General features: G+C 70.7%; 18 protein-coding genes and 1 pseudogene. 14 read left to right on the top strand and 5 right to left on the bottom strand.

Annotation, left to right across the window (positions count from 1 at the left end):
- Window positions 1-4 precede the first annotated feature (4 nt).
- The gene (locus tag ACWD3O_RS08815; protein ID WP_332757131.1) at window positions 5-781 is read left to right on the top strand and encodes an isoprenyl transferase; all 777 of its coding nucleotides are present in this window, start codon (window positions 5-7) and stop codon (window positions 779-781) included.
- Between the two features lie 2 nt (window positions 782-783).
- Here the strand turns inward: ACWD3O_RS08815 and ACWD3O_RS08820 are convergent, their stop codons facing one another.
- From ACWD3O_RS08820 to ACWD3O_RS08835, 4 genes are all read right to left on the bottom strand, one after another.
- Window positions 784-1,629 (bottom strand): hypothetical protein, encoded by an 846-nt coding sequence (locus ACWD3O_RS08820; RefSeq protein WP_451415329.1) that lies wholly within the window; start codon window positions 1,627-1,629, stop codon window positions 784-786.
- Window positions 1,626-2,315 (bottom strand): polyprenyl diphosphate synthase, encoded by a 690-nt coding sequence (uppS, locus tag ACWD3O_RS08825; protein ID WP_332757133.1) that lies wholly within the window; start codon window positions 2,313-2,315, stop codon window positions 1,626-1,628. The genes ACWD3O_RS08820 and uppS overlap by 4 nt, the downstream gene beginning before the upstream one ends.
- Entirely contained in the window at window positions 2,312-3,400 is a 1,089-nt protein-coding gene (locus ACWD3O_RS08830) for a polyprenyl synthetase family protein (RefSeq protein ID WP_332757134.1), read from the bottom strand. Before ACWD3O_RS08830 ends, uppS begins: the two co-directional genes overlap by 4 nt.
- A 193-nt stretch (window positions 3,401-3,593) precedes the next feature.
- On the bottom strand, window positions 3,594-4,322 hold the full coding sequence (locus ACWD3O_RS08835; RefSeq protein WP_451415330.1) for an SDR family oxidoreductase: 729 nt from the start codon (window positions 4,320-4,322) through the stop codon (window positions 3,594-3,596).
- Window positions 4,323-4,748: 426 nt separating this feature from the next.
- Between ACWD3O_RS08835 and ACWD3O_RS08840 the strand changes: the two genes are divergently transcribed.
- The 11 genes and pseudogenes from ACWD3O_RS08840 to ACWD3O_RS08890 all read left to right on the top strand — a co-directional run bounded on the left by ACWD3O_RS08840 (window position 4,749) and on the right by ACWD3O_RS08890 (window position 14,075).
- The gene (locus tag ACWD3O_RS08840) at window positions 4,749-5,354 is read left to right on the top strand and encodes an rRNA adenine N-6-methyltransferase family protein (protein ID WP_332757136.1); all 606 of its coding nucleotides are present in this window, start codon (window positions 4,749-4,751) and stop codon (window positions 5,352-5,354) included.
- Complete coding sequence (locus ACWD3O_RS08845; protein ID WP_451415331.1) at window positions 5,342-6,517, top strand: metallophosphoesterase; 1,176 nt, start codon at window positions 5,342-5,344, stop codon at window positions 6,515-6,517. The genes ACWD3O_RS08840 and ACWD3O_RS08845 overlap by 13 nt, the downstream gene beginning before the upstream one ends.
- The gene (locus tag ACWD3O_RS08850) at window positions 6,514-7,326 is read left to right on the top strand and encodes a TauD/TfdA family dioxygenase (protein WP_451415332.1); all 813 of its coding nucleotides are present in this window, start codon (window positions 6,514-6,516) and stop codon (window positions 7,324-7,326) included. The genes ACWD3O_RS08845 and ACWD3O_RS08850 overlap by 4 nt, the downstream gene beginning before the upstream one ends.
- Window positions 7,323-7,883 (top strand): dCTP deaminase, encoded by a 561-nt coding sequence (locus ACWD3O_RS08855; protein WP_451415333.1) that lies wholly within the window; start codon window positions 7,323-7,325, stop codon window positions 7,881-7,883. The genes ACWD3O_RS08850 and ACWD3O_RS08855 overlap by 4 nt, the downstream gene beginning before the upstream one ends.
- Complete coding sequence (dcd, locus tag ACWD3O_RS08860; RefSeq protein WP_451415334.1) at window positions 7,880-8,407, top strand: dCTP deaminase; 528 nt, start codon at window positions 7,880-7,882, stop codon at window positions 8,405-8,407. Before ACWD3O_RS08855 ends, dcd begins: the two co-directional genes overlap by 4 nt.
- Window positions 8,404-9,129: a PIG-L deacetylase family protein gene (locus ACWD3O_RS08865; protein WP_332757141.1), complete on the top strand. Its 726-nt coding sequence runs from the start codon at window positions 8,404-8,406 to the stop codon at window positions 9,127-9,129. Before dcd ends, ACWD3O_RS08865 begins: the two co-directional genes overlap by 4 nt.
- Window positions 9,126-9,857 (top strand): WbqC family protein, encoded by a 732-nt coding sequence (locus ACWD3O_RS08870; RefSeq protein ID WP_332757142.1) that lies wholly within the window; start codon window positions 9,126-9,128, stop codon window positions 9,855-9,857. The genes ACWD3O_RS08865 and ACWD3O_RS08870 overlap by 4 nt, the downstream gene beginning before the upstream one ends.
- Window positions 9,854-10,969 carry a glycosyltransferase family 4 protein gene (locus ACWD3O_RS08875; protein WP_451415335.1) on the top strand — a complete coding sequence of 372 codons (1,116 nt, stop codon included), beginning with the start codon at window positions 9,854-9,856 and terminating at the stop codon, window positions 10,967-10,969. The genes ACWD3O_RS08870 and ACWD3O_RS08875 overlap by 4 nt, the downstream gene beginning before the upstream one ends.
- The gene (locus ACWD3O_RS08880) at window positions 10,966-12,636 is read left to right on the top strand and encodes a proline--tRNA ligase (RefSeq protein ID WP_451415336.1); all 1,671 of its coding nucleotides are present in this window, start codon (window positions 10,966-10,968) and stop codon (window positions 12,634-12,636) included. Before ACWD3O_RS08875 ends, ACWD3O_RS08880 begins: the two co-directional genes overlap by 4 nt.
- A gap of 200 nt (window positions 12,637-12,836) precedes the next feature.
- Window positions 12,837-12,907 (top strand): annotated as a pseudogene (locus tag ACWD3O_RS08885).
- Between the two features lie 85 nt (window positions 12,908-12,992).
- Window positions 12,993-14,075, top strand: coding sequence for a UDP-N-acetylglucosamine--N-acetylmuramyl-(pentapeptide) pyrophosphoryl-undecaprenol N-acetylglucosamine transferase (locus ACWD3O_RS08890; RefSeq protein WP_332757145.1), 1,083 nt, complete (start codon window positions 12,993-12,995; stop codon window positions 14,073-14,075).
- A 7-nt stretch (window positions 14,076-14,082) separates the two neighbouring features.
- Here the strand turns inward: ACWD3O_RS08890 and ACWD3O_RS08895 are convergent, their stop codons facing one another.
- Window positions 14,083-14,460 (bottom strand): HIT domain-containing protein, encoded by a 378-nt coding sequence (locus ACWD3O_RS08895; protein ID WP_332757146.1) that lies wholly within the window; start codon window positions 14,458-14,460, stop codon window positions 14,083-14,085.
- Window positions 14,461-14,681: 221 nt separating this feature from the next.
- Here ACWD3O_RS08895 and ACWD3O_RS08900 point away from each other — a divergent pair, with 221 nt between their 5' ends.
- Complete coding sequence (locus ACWD3O_RS08900; RefSeq protein WP_451415337.1) at window positions 14,682-15,578, top strand: radical SAM protein; 897 nt, start codon at window positions 14,682-14,684, stop codon at window positions 15,576-15,578.
- 15 nt (window positions 15,579-15,593) lie between these two features.
- Window positions 15,594-16,766, top strand: a complete 1,173-nt coding sequence (locus ACWD3O_RS08905) for a methyltransferase domain-containing protein (protein ID WP_451415338.1) — start codon at window positions 15,594-15,596, stop codon at window positions 16,764-16,766.
- The last annotated feature ends 72 nt before the right edge of the window (window positions 16,767-16,838 follow it).

A 16,838-nucleotide genomic window follows, 5' to 3' on the forward strand; every position in this document is an offset into this window, starting at 1 on the left:
CGGCGTGACGCTCAAGGCCGTCCGGTCGGCGTTGGAGAAGGTGTACGTCAGGCGCCTGGCCGGCAAGCTGAAGGGCGCGCCCCGGCCCGCGCACGTCGGGATCATGCTCGACGGCAACCGCCGCTGGGCCCGCGGACAGGGGCACTCCGACCCGCGTGAGGGCTACCGCATGGGCGGAGCCAAGGTCAGCGACTTCCTGCGCTGGTGCGTCGAAGCCGACCTCGAGCACGTGACCCTGTGGATGCTCTCCGACGACAACCTCAACCGGCCCGCCGAGCAGCTCGGCCCCCTGCTCGAGGTCATCGAGGAGACCGTCCAGAACATCTGCGCGGTCCCAGGCCCGTGGGAGATCGAGATCATCGGAGCCCTGGACCTGCTGCCCGGGGACAGCGCGCAGAAGCTGAAGGCCGCTGCCGCGCAGACCACCGGCCGGGGCGGGATGCGCGTCGACGTCGCCGTCGGCTACGGCGGCCGCCGGGAGATCGTGGACGCGGTCAAGGCCGCGTTCGAAAAGCACACCGCCGCCGGTGGCGACCCGATGGAGCTGGTGGACAGGTTCGACATCGAGCACATCTCCGAGCACCTGTACTCCTCGGCCGGGCGCGACACCGACTTCATCATCCGCACCTCCGGTGAGCAGCGGCTGTCCGGCTTCCTGCTGTGGCAGTCCACCTACGCCGAGGTCCACTTCGTCGAGGTCCTCTGGCCGGCGTTCCGGCAGATCGACCTGCTGCGCGCCCTGCGGTCGTATGCGGCCCGCGAGCGCCGGTACGGCCGTTGACATCAGGCCAGATGCGCGGTGCGCGGGTCGGCGAGGATCGTCTCGATCGCTCGCTTCACTGAGCGGTCCTGGTCCTCGTCGTCGCTGTCGACCACGACGCACCGCCAGCTCTGCGCCACGTCCTCGAAGGCCTCCTGTACCCGGACCATCAGGTCCATGTACGCCTCCCGTCCGGTGCCGCGGCCGGCCAGCCCATGGTGCTCCAGCACGCCCAGGCCGCCGCGCGCGGCGATGAGCCGGTCGTACGCGCGCTGCGGGTCGCACCGCACGAGGACCGGCACGTCCCGGAAGGGGTCGGGGGCCAGGACCATGGTGGCCGACCGGAGTGCGGTGACGGCTGCGCGCCCGTGGCGTTCATCGGACGCGATCTGGGAGGCGATCAGGCACAGCTTGGTGACCATCTTCAGCGGGTGGGTCTCCTCGATCACCGCTGTGCCGCGGTCCAGCTCGGGCCGGACGACGCTGGTGTAGTAGACGAGGCTGCCGGCGATCTCGCTCAAGGCGGCGGCGGTGATGGCCTGCGGGTCGTTGGCACTGATGCGGGCCGCGTTCAGCTTCCGCTCCAACGCGGTGTCGCGGAGGTCTCCCGACGGGCCGGGGAGCAGCTCCCCGAGCGCCTCCCCCTCGTCGGTGCGGGCGAAGGAGTACAGCGAGCGCAGCCCCGCGTCGTAGAGCGCCCGATTGACGTCGGCGACGTGCCCTTGGGGCTGGTCACGCAGGTAGTCGCGTCGCGACAGAATGCGCACCTTCCTGCCGGCCGCTGCCAGTTCCTCGCGCAAGGCCCGGGCGATGGTGGACTTGCCCGAGCCGTCCACGCCCAGGAACGAGATGGCGGATCCAGGGGTCATAGGTATGCCTTCCGGTGTTCGGCCAGGGCCCGGGCCAGGTCGTCCCGGCTGAAGTCCGGCCAGTGGGTGCGGGTGAACCACAGCCGCGCATCGGCGGCGGTCCAGAGCAGGAATCCGCTGCCTCGCTGTTCACCGGAGGTCCGTATGAGGAGCTCGGGGTCCGGCTGGCCGCGGCTGATGAACTGGTGGAGGTCTTCTGAAGTGATCCGTTTGGCCGCCTCACCCGGCGAGATCCCCTCGCCGGCCCAGTTTGCGAGCAGGCGGCGGATGCCGCCGGTGATCTCGCTGCGGCCTCCGTAGGCGATGGCCAGGTTCACAGTCAGCCTGTTCGACACCTCAGCAGTGGTCATCTCAGCGTGTCGCACGGCGGCCGCGACATGCGGAGGAAGAAGCTCGGCGTCACCCAGATGATGGATGCGCCACCGCTGCGACCACGCCAGCTGGAGCGCTGCGGCCGTGATGATCTCCATCAGGGCGTCCACCTCCTCCCTGCCGCGGCGCAGGTTGTCGGTGGAGAGCATCCACAGGGTCACGAAGGAGATGCCCGCCTCCTCGCACCACGCCAGGACCTGCGGAATCTTGCCGAAGCCGACCCGGTGACCGTCGGAGGGCGACAGCCTGTGCCGCCGCGCCCATCGCCGGTTGCCGTCGAGGACGATGCCGACGTGGCTCGGGACGGTACTCACAGCAGACGCTCGATGCCCCAGACGGGGACGTCCCGGAAGAACGCCACGGATTCGGCCTCGCCCCAGCCGGCCCAGGTGGCCGCTTCCCGGCTGGCGAGGTCGGCGTAGCGGCGCATGGCGGTCAGCAGCGACCGGTCGACGCGGTGGTCGCGGATGATCTGCCGGACGTTGTCCACGTCCACCTCCGAGGCATCCGGCCGGCCCAGGACCGACTCCAGCACCTTCCGTTCGCTGGGCGAGGCGGCCAGCAGCACCATGCGGATCGGGTAGGTGACCCGGCCGTCGCGGACATCGGCGCTGGCCGGCTTCCCGGTGACCTTCTCGTCGCCGAACAGGCTCAGATAGTCGTCACGCATCTGTCCCGAGACGCCGAAGGCCCAGGCGTAGCGGCGCAGACTCTCGTCGTGCTCGCGGGGGTCCTGTTCCGCTGCGAGCAGACCGAGCTGGAGCGGGGCGAGCGCGGAGGAACGGGCGGCCTTGTAGTCGCAGACGGAATGCAGCAGGTCCTCGTCCGGAACGCCGAGGAAGTCGCGCTCAAGGTCGAAGATCTGACCGAGGAACGTAGAGGTGGCCGCCTTGAGCTGCAGTTGCGTCATCGACTGGGCCATCCACGCGGGGAGGGCGGCGTCGGCGATCACCTGCAAGGAGAGCGTCAGGGCGAGATCGCCCACGAGCATGGCGAGCCCGAGAGCGTGCTGGGGTCGGTCCGGGATCGCGTCGCGGTAGGCGTAGTAGGTGGACGGGCCGCCGCGACGCGTGGGGGCGTCGTCGATGATGTCGTCGTGGATGAGAAGGTGGGCCTGGAGCAGCTCGATGCTCAGCGCGGCCGTGTCGACCGCATCCTGACGACCCGTTCCGGGCACCAGGTTCATCGCCTCGTACACGAAGGCGACGCGCTGCCGTTTGCCTCCGCGCAGCGCCAGTTCCTCGACGCGGTCCAAGGCCTCAGGAGCAAACCGGCTGAGCTCCGGCGCATCCCAACTGCCACGCAGCGAGCGGAAATATGCCTCGAACAGATCCTGGAACCGGTCGCGGTGACCGGAGATGCGGCGCCCCATCTCGTGGGTGACCACAGTGGCGTTCATGCGCGGGAAGAGCCCTTCTGTGCACACCAGCCGGCGATTCCGTACTCGGTGGAACCGCTGATCAGGACGGAATGTGGCCGTGCAGGCATATGCGCCCTGCGGCCACGGCCAGTGCATCCCGGCCGGGTGTTGCGCCGATAGAGGTGGCGGTGTCGCGGTTGTCGCGCAACAGCCGAGGGTGCCCCCGGAGGGTTCAGCGGCGCGTGCCCATCGGCCGGAGAACTGCCTGTGTGACGGCAAGGTGCGGGGGCCGGGTGACCATGTACGCGATGGCGTCGGCGACATCCTGCGCGGTGAGCGCCGCACGGTCCCCGCGCAGCAGGCCAGCGGTCAGCGCGGTGTCGACGAGACCAGGCTCGATGACAGCCACCCTCACCCCGTGCGGTTCCAGTTCCTGTCGCAGGCCCTCGCTCCAGGAGGCGACCGCGCTCTTCGTGGCCGCGTACACCGCCGTTCCCGCCTTGGCCGCGTACCTCGCGACGGACCCGATCGTGATCAGGTCCGCGGTTCGACGCGGCCCGGTAGCGGCCGCTTTGAGGTGTTCGACGGCCGCTCCAGCGGTGTAGAGGGCGCCGAGGAGGTTCGTCTCGACCATGGCCTGCCACTGATGCGCGGCGCCGTCGACGAACGGGCCCAGGGCAGCGGTGCCGGCCGAATTCACCAGGATGTCCAGGCTGCCGAACTCGGCGGCAGCGTGCTCGACCGCGTCGCGAGCGGAGGCCGGGTCGGTGACGTCTCCCACGACCTCGATGGCGGTGCCCCCTCGCTCGGCCACGGCAAGGCCGGCGGCCCGCAGCGCTGCCCTGCTCCTGGCCACCAAGGCGACCTGGGCCCCGAGTGCGGAAAGCTCAAGTGCCGCCGCGCGGCCGATCCCGCTCGTGGCCCCAGTGATCAGGACGGATACGCCCGCCAGACGGCTCACCTACTCCCCCTTCTCCGACGCGCAGAGCCGCACCCTACGGTCTGGCCACGCCTCCCGTCTGCATCGGGCGGTGTTGCGGTACAGGCGCAACACCGTCGAGGTCACGACGCCGCACGAGGTGCCCGAGCAGCCACCTCGGAACAGGCAACGAACACGAGGCCGGCCCCCCAGAGAGCCCAACTTCTCGGGGTTCCAGTCCACTTCTGTCGGCGACACGGCTGTCAGCGGACCCTCGTCGCCACAGCGCACGGCCGTTGCGCGGATACCGCAACGCGTGAGGACCTAGCGGCGCAACGGCCGCCTCGGATCGACTGTCCCGCACCCCGGTTCCCGCCACGCTCTCGTCGTGCTGGCGGTTGAGGGCTTCTTTCGCCCCTGCGGTACCTACGTCGGCGCCGCCTGGAGCATCCTGAAGGGACTCCGCAGATGCAGCAGACACCGACCCTCCCGCCGGTCGTGGAGGCCGACGAGATCGCCGCGCGCGGCTTCCTGACGCGCACGGAGCTGGGTCAGCATTTCCTCCGCTCGTCGGAAACCGCCCGCCGCCTCCTGGGCGCCATAGACATTCCCGCCGATGCCCACGTGATCGAGGTGGGCGCGGGGCTGGGCACGCTGTCCAGGACGATCGCGCTGGCCGGCCACCGCCTCTGGGCCATCGAGAAGGACGAACGTCTCCGGCAGCAGCTGACGGGCCAGCTGGCCGAGTTCGGCAGCAGGGCTCGGCTCACCATCGGGGACGTCCGCCACGTCGACCTGGAGCACGGCGTCGGCGAGCGCGGCGTTCTGGTGTCGATCATGCCCTTCGACCCGGAGCTGTCGGTGGCCCTGATCAAGCACGTGCTCAGCTTCCCCGCCGTGACCCGCGGTCTCGTGGTCCTGCCGTGCGCCGCCGCCGACCGCCTGGCGTCCGAGACCGACCATCAGCTGGAGGTCGAGGAAGTGGACGGGATCTCCCGGTCCGACTTCTGGCCGGAGGCGCCGACGGTCCTACGCGTGGTGACCATCGAGAAGGTCCTGCCGTGCAGGAGCTGATCGCCACCGGCTGCTTCCACTCCGCCCTCCCCGACGGCCGGGCCACACTGGGCGCTGTCCGCCGCGCGAAAGCGGACGGCGCCCTGGTGATCGACGCCGGCGACTTCTTCTCCGGCAGCGCGTTCTACGCCTTCTCCGAAGGAAGGGTCGAGCAGCGACTCCTGGCGGAGCTGTACGACGTCGTCGTGCCCGGCAACCACGACCTGGCCGATCTGATGCGCCTGACCGATCCGCTCGGCTTCCCGCCGGTCGTGTGCGCCAACCTGCGCCCGCCCGCCGCCTTTCGGGGCAGGTGGGTCAGCGGGTTGACGCTCCGGGGCAGCACCCGCGTGGTGGGGATCGTGGGCTATCTCGGTGCACAGGCATTCGAGGCGATCCCGAAGGAGGAGCGTGACGGCTTCGACTTCCGCCCTCCCACCGCGGACCTGATCGCCGCCGAAGCGGAAACGCTGCGCCGCAAGGGTGCCGAGATCGTCATCGGAGTGAGCCACAGCGGCTTCCTCAACGACGTCGCCGACCAGGAAGCCGGCTGGCCGCTCGACACGGTGATCGCCGCCCACTGCCACTCCCCGTGGTCGCACTGGGCAGACGGATCGCGTCACGTGACGAAGCCGCCCGCCTCCGGCAAGGGGCTGCTCCGCCTGCGGATCGGCGGGAACGGGCTGGAGAGCATCAGCCAGCACCTGAACGCAGACGGCGCGCGGGACTTCGACGACCGTCTGGACGAGGACCTCGCCGGCTTCTCCGCCTGGGGCGCGGAACGGCTCGGTGCCCTGCACGAACCCCTGCCCGACCGGGACAGCGTGGCCCGCAAGCTCGTCGGCCGGGGCCTCGCCGCAGCCGGCACCGGCAGTTTCCTGCTCAACACGTACACCCTGCGCGGCGGACTGCCGGGCACCGTGACCCGACGAGATCTCTTCCGCTGCGCACCGTTCAACAGCGAACTGGTCGTCCTCAACGCCGGCCACCAGGTCGAGGACCTCATCCTCCGAGCCCGAGAACTGGGCGAGGACGTCACCGCGTCCGCTACGACGCCCGCCGGCCCGCACAGCATCGCCACGACCCGCTACCTGGCCGAGCGCCTTGCCGTGGCCTTCCGCCCCCTCGACCCGCCGTGCTCCCTGCACGACCTCCTCATCGACCTCGCTCAGGAGTCCCGATGACCAACCTGCTGACCTTGGACGGCCGCGACCTGACTCACGGCCCGTCCGCCCCGCGCCACTTCGCCGAGGCCCTCACCGGCCCCGGCGCCGGCCGCGCCCTGGTCACCTTCCCCGGCGCCGAGCACGAGCGGAACCTCGAGCTCAGCCTCAGCCTGCTCTCCAGCCTCGGCCCCATCCTGACCGTCTACCCCGGCGACGGCTGCTGGAGCGACCTGTCCGTCCGCGAGGACGCCGACCCCGGCCGTACGCACGGCGTCGGGGAGAACCGCCTCCACGTCGACCTCGTCGACCGCGACGGCCTCCCCCGCTACATCGCGCTGTACTGCGTGCGACAGGACCCCCATGGAGGAGGAGCCTCCGCACTGGCCGACCTGTGGCAGGCCGCCGACGCCCTGGGCGAGGACGACCGCCGGCTTCTGGGCCGCTCCGTCTTCTCGTACTTCGCCGACCGGGACGTCCACGGCGTCGGCGAGAGCCTGAAGACCTTCGCCGTGCTGCCCGCCCGGCTCGACGGCACGACGCCGGTCCGGTTCACCGCCAAGATGAAGCCGCACCTGGAGCGCGGCGAGCTCACCGAGGACGACGACCCCGTACCGGTGGCCACCGCGTTCGGTCGGTTCGTCGACGCCGTGTACGCGGCGCGCACGACGTGCCGCCTCCAGCCTGGGCAGCTGCTCGTCTTCGACCAGCACCGCTACGCCCACGGCCGGATGCCGCTCGGTGCGGGCCAGGGGGACCTGTCCGCGGACGTGCGGCGGCTGCTGAAGCAGACGTACGTCGGCGCCGCGCCGCTCGGGGGTGCCCTGTGATCCTCACCAAGACCGCCATCCGCGAGGCCGTCGAGGCCGGCGATATCACCATCGACCCCTTCGACCCCGAGCTGCTGAACCCCAACAGCTACAACTACCGCCTCGGCCACACCCTGAAGGCCCTCACCAGCGCCCCGGCCGACCCCCGCCGCGAGCCCGAGACGACCACCGTCGTCCTCCCGCCGGAGGGCTACGTCCTGCAGCCCAGGGTGGTCTACCTCGGAAACACGGTGGAGCGCATCGGCAGCAACGAGCGGGTGTCCAGCCTGATCGGGCGCTCCTCGGTCGGCCGGCTCGGCTGCTTCCTGCAGATCTCCGCCGACCTCGGCCAACTCGGAGCCGAGCACTGCTGGACCCTGGAGATCACCGTCGTCCAGCCCCTCAGGGTCTACTCCGGCATGCGGATCGGGCAGGTGTCCTTCTGGCGCCCCACCGGAGACCGGATGCCGTACCAGGGGCACTACGGCCGGATCAGCGACCCGGCGCCGTGGGCGCCGAGCCCCTTGCCCGGCGCGGTCGCGCACGCGGCGCTGACCGGGCAGGAGGTGGCCGCGTGATCCTCACCGGCCCGCAGATCGGAGAGCGCGTCAAGGACGGCGGCATCCGCATCGACCCCTTCGACCCGACCCTGCTCCAGCCGAACTCCTACGACTTCCACCTGAGCGGGCGGATCGGCTGGTACACCGACGACGTCCTCGACTGCGCGCGGGAGAACCCGTTCGAGGAGCACCCCTTTCCGGACGACGGCATGGTTCTCCTGCCGGACCGCATCTACCTGGGCTCCACCGTCGAGCGGATCGGCAGCGAACACTACGCCCCGATCATCCGCGCGAAGTCGTCCGTCGCCCGGCTCGGTCTGTTCGTGCACGTCACAGCCGACCTGATCGACATCGGCTCGTACGGGCAGCTCACCCTCCAGCTGCACGCCGTCCAGCCCGTCCGCGTCTACCCCGGAATGCTGATCGGTCAGGTGACCTTCTGGACGCCCGAGGGCGAGATCACGCTGTACGACGGCAAGTACCAGGGCTCCGACGGCCCCCGCCCGTCGGAAATCCACCGGGACTTCGAGGCCGACCGGTGACCGCCGCCCAGCGGCTGGCCGGGCCCAGCGAGCACGTCGTCGCCGTGGTCGCCCACCCGGACGACGCAGAGCTGCTCTGCTACGGCACCCTGCGCCAGGCCCGGCTCGCCGGCGCGGCGGCCACCGTCGTGGTCGTCACCCACGGCGCCAACGGCGTCTCCGTGGCCGACGCGGACGCCGGCCACCGGCTCGACGAGGACGACCGGGCCGCCGAGGTCCGTGCGGCCTGGACCGGGACCGGCGTCGACACCGTGTTCCTCGGCCTGCCCGACGGCGCCCTGGCACCGGACCGGGACCTGATCTCCGCCGTGGAACGCGAACTCGCCGCCCGGCAGTGCACGGTACTCATCACGCACAGCCCGCGGGCGGCCAACGACCACCAGGACCACCTCGCCGTCGGCACGGCCGCCGCGAACGCGGCCACCCGCGTCCCGTCCTGCCACACCGTGCTGCACGGCGCACCCCACGCTCCCCGCTCCGGCTTCACCCCCACCGTGCTGGTCGACATCACCTCCTTCCTCGACGACAAAGTCCTCGCCCTCAAGGCCCACCAGAGCCAGGCCGGCCGCTGGTACCTGGGCGAGGAGTACACCCGGCACCAGGCCGCGCAGGCCGCTTGGCGGCTGCGGCCCACCGCGGCGGCCGACGGCCGGGTCTTCGAGACCTTCGAGACGAGCCTGCTCACCCTCACCTTCCCCGCGGGAAAGGAGCCCCGCTCGTGATCTACATCGAGCAACCGCCGTTCTCTCCGTGGCTCGGTTTCTGCGAGGCCCTCATCGGCTGTGACACCGTCGCGCTGTACGACTCCGTCCAGTACACCGACGGCGGCTACCAGAACCGCAACACGATCAAGACCGCCGACGGCCCTCAGCTGATCACCGTGCCCGTGACCCGCTCGGCGGGCCGGCTCATCCGCGACATCCGCATCGCGCCCGCCTTCGACCCGGACGTCCTGCTCCGCCAGATCCGCCTGGCCTACGCCCGCAGCCCCCACGTCGACGAGGCCCTGCACGTCCTCCGCCCCGTCCTGGGCGCCGGCCACCAGTGGCTGGTCGACCTCAACATCGCCCTGATCGACCAGATCACCACGGCGCTCGGCGCCCGGGCCCGGATCCTGCTGACCTCCGAGATGAAGATCGACTGCGAGGACAGGACCGAGCGGCTGGCGGCCATCTGCGCCCACGCCCAGGAGACGGTGCTCTGGGCAGGCTCCGGCACCCGGCAGTACCTCGACACCACCGCCCTCGCCGCTCACGGCGTCGACGTGGTCTGGAACGAGTTCAACGACCGGCACCCCGTCTACCGACAGGCGTGGCCGCGGCAGGGCTTCCTGCCGCGGATGTCCGTCATCGACGCCGTCTGCGCCCTGGGCTGGGCGGGCACCGCCGCCCTGCTGCGCACCTCGTTCGACACCTACCTCCCCCACGGCCAGAAGGGAGCAGCGGCGTGACCCGCCCCCTGATCCTCACCGGCATCGACCTGCCCATGGAGCCGTCCTGCGGCTCCACCATCTGGTGCAGCGACGTCTACTCCCGCCTCGACGGCTTCCGCACGGTCTTCGTGGGCCTTCCCGGCAGCGGCACCTGGAAGCACGGCTTCACCGACACCGTCCTGCTCGGCGCCACGAAGCAGCCCTACGGCCCCGCCTTCGACGCCTACACCGACCACCTGACCGAGGAGGTCGCCGACCTCCTCGACGCACACCGCCCCGACCTCATCCACGCCCAGCACCTGGGCTTCGGCCTGTCCCTCGCCTTCGCCCGGGCGGCCGGGGCACGACGCCGGCGGATTCCGATCGCCTCGGTGGCCCACGGCACCGACGTCATCGCCGCCGCCGAGAACGACCAGGCCCTCAGCACCCTTCGGGAGATCGCCACCGCCAGCGAACGCATCGTCGTACCCACCCTGGCGATGGCCTCGGAGGTCGACCGGCTCACCGACGGCCGCCACACCGGCCGCGTGAAGGTGGTGCCGTGGGGTATCCCCCTGCCCGAAGCCCCCCTCGCACGCCCCGGTGGCGGCCGGCGACTGCGGCTGGTGCACGCCGGCCGCCTGGACGCCAACAAGTCCACCCGGACCGCGATCGAAGCCCTCGCCCTGACCGAAGAACCGCACCAGCTCACCGTCATCGGAAGCGGCAGCGAACTCGCGGCCCTCCAGCACCGGGCCGCCGAACTCGACCTTGGCGACCGGGTGCGGTTCGAGGCGTTCCTCCCACGAGACGAACTGTGGTCCCGCCTCCCGGACTTCGACCTCAAGCTGTTCACCACCCGCCAGTTGGAGGCGTACGGACTGGTCGCCGTCGAGGCCCAGGCCCACGGTGTGCCCGTCCTGTACGGAGACCTCCCGGGCCTGAAGGACATCCTCGGCCCCGGTGCACTGAGCTACCCGCCCGGTGACGCCACCGCGCTGGCGGCCCTGATCGACGACCTGGCCGCCGACCCGGCTCGGCGGCAGACCCTGCGCACCGACGCGATCGCCAACGCGCGCCGACACGACATCGCGGGCACAGCCGATGGTCTGGCCGCGCTGTCTCGGTCCGTTCTGGAGGGTCTTCGGTGACCGAGACACCGCTGTACGCGAGCCGACTGTGGCCGCCGGTACGCCCCCGGACCGGTGAAGCGACCGCCACCACCATCGACCTGCTGCGCGACCTGGGCCTGGTCGCCCGCACCGGAGCCACAGGGGTGCACACCCTCCTGCCGCTGGGCCTGCGCGTGCACGACCGCCTGACGGCCATCGCCCGGCGCGCGTTCGAGGAGCACGGCGCCCTCACCTTCTCCGCGCCAACGCTGCAGAGCCGGGAGCTGTGGCAGGAGACCGGCCGGTGGGACGCCTACCGCGCGGAAGGCGCCCTGCTGACCGTCACCTCCGCCGGAGGGGAGGAGATGTGCCTCGCGCCCACCTCGGAGGAGATCGCGACCTCCGTCATCCGCGAGCATCTGCAGTCCTTCCGTGACCTGCCGGTCCGTCTCTCGCTCAGCACGAGGAAGTTCCGCGACGAGATCGCCCCCCGGGGCGGGCTGATGCGCGGACGCGAGTTCGTGATGGCCGACGCCTACACCTTCGACGCCTCCCGAGAAGGGATGCTCGAATCGGTCGAATTCCTCAACGCCTCCGTCACCGCCGCCCTGACGGGCATGGGTCTGAGCGGCGTCTTCCAGGCATCCGCCGACGGCGGCAGCATCTCCTCCGGCCCGAGCACCGAGCACCTGGTGCTGTCCGACACCGGTCAGAGCACGATCGTCGTCTGCGACCACTGCGGTAACCGGGGTGACGGCGCCGTCATCGCCTCCCAACCCCCGCCATCCCCTCGGGACCCCATCGTCAACGTCATCGCCCTCGCGCTCACCCTCCCCGACGGCACGAGCCGCGCGGCCACCGCCTCCATCCGCGCCGACCTCCAGGTCAGCCTCCGTAAGGTCGCCGCCGCCACCGGAGCCGTCCACGTCCGCCTCCTCGACGAGGACGCCCTCCCCGCGCTCCTCGGCAAGAAGGCCGGCACGCTCACCCCGTGGGACGCCGCCACCGCGGACACCGTCCTGCCGCTCTACGACCAATCCGCAGTCGACCTCGAGCGGTTCTCGATCTCCGACGGCCGCGACGGACTGCGCACGAACGTCCAGTGGAGCGGAACATCCGGCCTGCCCGCCCTGTCCCCGCACGGCGCCGACCTCCATCACGCCGCCGACCGCAGCCGCTGCGCCCGCTGCCGCGAAGGCCACTACCGCGAGACCAAGGCCGTCGAAGTCGCCCACGTCTTCGAGCTGGGCACCCAGTACTCCCAGCCCATGAACCTCACCTTCACCGACGCCAGCGGCCAGCAGGCCACGCCGTGGATGGCCTGCTCCGGAATCGGCATCACCCGCTGCCTGCAGACCTCCGCCGAACTCCACCGTGACCACCACGGCCTGCGATGGAAGCCCGGCACCGGGCCCGCCGACATCCACCTCACCGTCCTGCGCGCCGACCAGCCCGAGATGCGCGAACGAGGCGACAAGCTCACCCAGCAGCTGCACACCCAAGGCCTCCGCGTCCTCGTCGACGACCGGCCGCTGCCGACCGGAGACAAGCTGCGCTACGCCCGCCTCCTCGGCCTCCCCCACACCGTCGTCCTCTCCCCCCACCGCCCGGCGAACGAGCTCGAACTCCTCGACCGCTGGACCGGCCGCACCACCACCACCACCACCGAATCCAGCCAGATCCACCAGATCATCTCCGCCCGATAGCAGCACATCCGCCCACAGAAGACAGCGAATAGCGTCGCCACAGTCCGCGAAAACAGGCGACGCTATCAGCGCTGCCGAAATAGAGAAATCCGCACAAGAAATCCAGATGATCAGCCTGGAAAAGGCTCTGGCTGGAATCTCCCGAACCGGTTGACGACCCATCCAGGGGCCTCTAGCTTGAGGAACATCGCCGAAGCGAACGGGTCGTAGCTCAAGGGCGGAGCACGGTCAAAGCGTGACCGAGGAGCTGGTTCGAATCCAGCCGACCCGACTCAACGAGAAACCGAACGCAATGCGGCAAAGCACTACCGAATTCGATGCGTCGCCGGGACCGCCACGATCACAGAATGGTGCAGATGAAAATTGCCATCACGGGCGGCGCCAGCGCCGGCCACGTCGTTCCGGCCCTCGCTGTCGCTGGCCAGCTCCGCGACCGTGGTGCTGAGCTGGTCTACCTCGGACGCGAGAACACGATCGAGCACGACTACGCCCAGCGCGCAGGGATCCCATTCCGCCACGTCCCCTCGGCCGGGCTGCGCCGCCACCGCTCCGCCGGCAACCTGCTGATGCCCTTCACCGTCGCCCGGGGCATCCTCGCTGCCTTCACGGCGCTGCGGCGCGAACGGCCCGACGCCTTGTTCTCCAAGGGTTCGTACGTCTCCGTGCCTGTCGGCATCGGCGCCGCCCTCGCCCGCGTCCCCGTCGTCATCCACGAGAGCGACCACTCCCTGGGCCTGGCGAACAAGATTCTGGGGCGGGTGGCCACCACCATCTGCCTGAGCGTCCCGGCTTCCGGCCCGACGCCGCGCTGGATGCGCAACAAGACTCAGGTGACTGGGCTGCCGCTGCGCGCGGACCTTGCCGACGCCAAGCCTGAAGTGCTGCGCGAGCGCCTCGGCGTCTCCGCCGACAAGCCGGTGCTGCTGATCTTCTGCGGAAGCAGCGGATCGCAGCGCATCAACACCGCCGTCCGCAGTCAACTCGACGTCCTGTGCGAGCGGTACAGCGTGTTGCACGTCGTCGGCAAGGGCAACCTCGAACCTCAGCTCACCGGCCGGGCCGGGTACTGGCAGCTGGAGTACCTCCACGACGACATGCCGCACGCCCTGGCCCTGGCCAACCTCGTCATCGGCCGGGCCGGGGCCACCACCCTCGCCGAACTCGCCGCCCTGGAGCTGCCCGCCGTCCTGGTACCGCTGCCCGTCTCCGTCAGCCGCGGGGACCAGCTCGACAACGCGCGCGCCTACGCCGCCGAGCACCCGCAGCGCTGCCGCGTCGTCGCCGACGAGCAGCTGACTGACGACCCTGGCGCCCTCGTCCACGCCTGCGCCGCCCTGTCCGCCGCCCCCCGCGGCGGACAGGGCGCCAGGCCGCGCCCGGAAGCCGCGGCCGAACGCGTCGCCGACCTCGTCCTGCGGGCGGCCGGCCGGCACAGGTAGCGGGAGGTCAGTCGTGGTTGCCGTACATGTCGCGGATCTCCGCCTCGCTCTCACCCCTGTAGGTGAGGTGCCAGTGCATGTGCTTGGACTCCTGGTACAGCCCCAGGTTCGTGTTCACCGAGCACGATCCGTACTCCTTCTCCACTCCGGCGGCCACCTCCCGCACCACCGCGACAACCTCGTGCAGAAGGCTCTCGTCAGAGTTCCCGAGGTCGGTGAGCGAGGGGACGTGCTCCTTGGGGATCACCACGATGTGCACCGGGTACGACGGGTTGGTGTGGTGGAAGGCCAGCACCCGATCAGTCTCCGCCACCTTCTCGATGGGGACCGCGCCGGTGAGCGCCTGGTGGCAGTAGAAGTCGGAGACGGTCTCGGTACTGGTCACAGGTGCGCACCTTCGTTGGGCAGGAATGTCGGACGAGCGCCCGCCGCGCGTGTTCGCCAGGCAGGCGTCGACGCCAGCGTAGCGATCAGCCAACCGACAGCCGAATCAGCTCAACACCGGCTCTGCGAACGGGTGTTCGTCGAACCTGTGCAGCGCTCCGCGGAACTCTCCCGCCCGGGAGGCACGAACCGATCCTGGACCATCGAGAAGGGACCACGTTCATGACTGTCACGCTCGAACCCGCGGTGGCGAAGCCGCCGACCGCGCCTGGGCTCCTCGAACTGGAGATCACACGGCGCTGCCAGTTGACCTGCCGATCGCACTGCTACGCCGAGGCCGGCCCGACGCAGGGGCACGGATCCATGACCACCGACGAGTGGAAGCGGATCATCAGCGAAGCCGCCGCCCTCGGCACGGAGCGGATCCAGCTGATCGGCGGCGAGCCCACGCTGCACCCCGACTTCGCCGAGCTCGTCGAACACGCCCTGTCGAGCGGGCTCGAGGTGCTCATCTACTCGAACCTCTACCACGTGCGCGCCGAGCACTGGAAGCTCTTCACGCGGCCCGGCGTCAGCCTCGCCACCTCCTACTACGCGGACACCGATGACGGCCACGACCGGGTCACCGGCCGCACCGGATCCCACGCCGCCACCCGAGCGAACATCGCCGAGGCGCACCGCCGCGGCATCCACGTCCGGGTCGGGATCGTCGACGTCCTGGAGGGACAGCGCGTCGCCGAGGCCCGCGCGGACCTCCAGAGCCTCGGCATCACGGACATCCACACCGACCGTGTCCGCGCCGTCGGCAACGCCGCCAAGGGCACGGCCCTGCCGTCCACCTCCGCGCTGTGCGGCCGGTGCGCCAACGGCATCGCCGCGGTCCTGTCGGACGGGACGGTCACCCCGTGCGTCCTGGGCCGATTCCTGCCCGCCGGCAACATCCAGGGCAATACGCTGCAGGGGGTGTTCGCCTCCTCGTCCTGGCGGCAGGTCGCCGCGAGCATCCCTGCCAGCCGGCATGACCCCTGCGGCCCCGACTGCGGGCCCAACGACGACAGCTGCAAGGGCGGCGGCACCTGCGACCCCGCCTCCGGCCTCACTCCGACCACCGCGGACTGAACGGGGAGAACTTCGATGGACTGGGAATCAGCGGCACGCCGGCTCGCCGCCAGCACTGCCGTCCGGCCGGAGTCCCGGTGGTACGCACCGGTTGCCACCACGCAGCGCCACCGGTTCGTGCGGCGCTGGTGGGCCCGGGACACTGCGGACGACGGCAAGCCTGTCTGGGTGCTGCGGGACGGTGCCGCTGACCCCGAGCAGTGGCTGCGGACTGCCTACAGCGACAGCACGCTCGTCACCCGGGTTGGCCCCCATCATGCCGACCACGCCGACCCGGGCCAGACCCTTGTCCGCAGCTCCGACCGGTACTCCACCTCGTCTTCCACGCTGCCCTCGCTGGTGCTGCTGATGTACCGCTCCGGATGCATCACCGACACCTCCCGCGTGCTGGTGACCACCGGAAGTGGCTACGGCACCGCCCTGGCATGCGCCCGGCTCGGCGAAGACCAGGTCACAAGCGTCGATGTCGACCCCTACCTCGTCTCGGCGGCCCGACAGCGCCTCGCCGATGCCGGTCACCACCCGCGGCTCGAGGTCTGCGACCTGACCAAGGCGCTTCCCGACGGCAGCTACGACCGGATCATCTCCACCGTGTCGGTGCCCGCCGTGCCTGTCTCGTGGCTGGAGGCACTCGCCCCCGGCGGACGGCTGGTGACCACCCTCGCCCGGACCGGACTGATCATCGTCGCGGACAAGAACAGCGACGGCGGAGCGACTGGGTACGTCGCGCCCGAGTCGGCCGGCTTCATGAGTGCACGTCACGGCGAGGACTACGACGCCATCCTCACGGACGACGCGCCCGGATGGCAGCACGCCCGGCACGCCGAAGGCGAGACCAGCACGGGCCGCTACCCGCTGACGTACGTGCCGGACACCTGGGACCTGCGGTCCACCCTCGAACTCCTGCTGCCCGGCATCGAGCACCGTCAGCACACGGCGGACAATGGCAGCCGCACCGTGTACATGCTGCACAGGGACGGCTCCTGGGCCCGGGCGACGGCATCAACGCGCCACGAGCTGCCGACGGTGCACCAGGGGGGGCCGACCCGCCTGTGGGACGAGCTGGACCGCATTCGCACCTGGCTCGTCGTAGACGGAGAGCTCCCCGTCCGGGGCGCTGCGGTGACCATCACCGCCAACGGGGTGGTCACCCTCTCGCGGAAGGGATGGACGGCCACGGTCGGGTGAGAGCTTGCCGGCCGGTTCGAGCCTGGCGACCGCCATGCCGTACTCCGTCTAGGCGAGCGGTCGCCCCCGTCC

Source organism: Streptomyces sp. NPDC002640 (assembly GCF_053592575.1).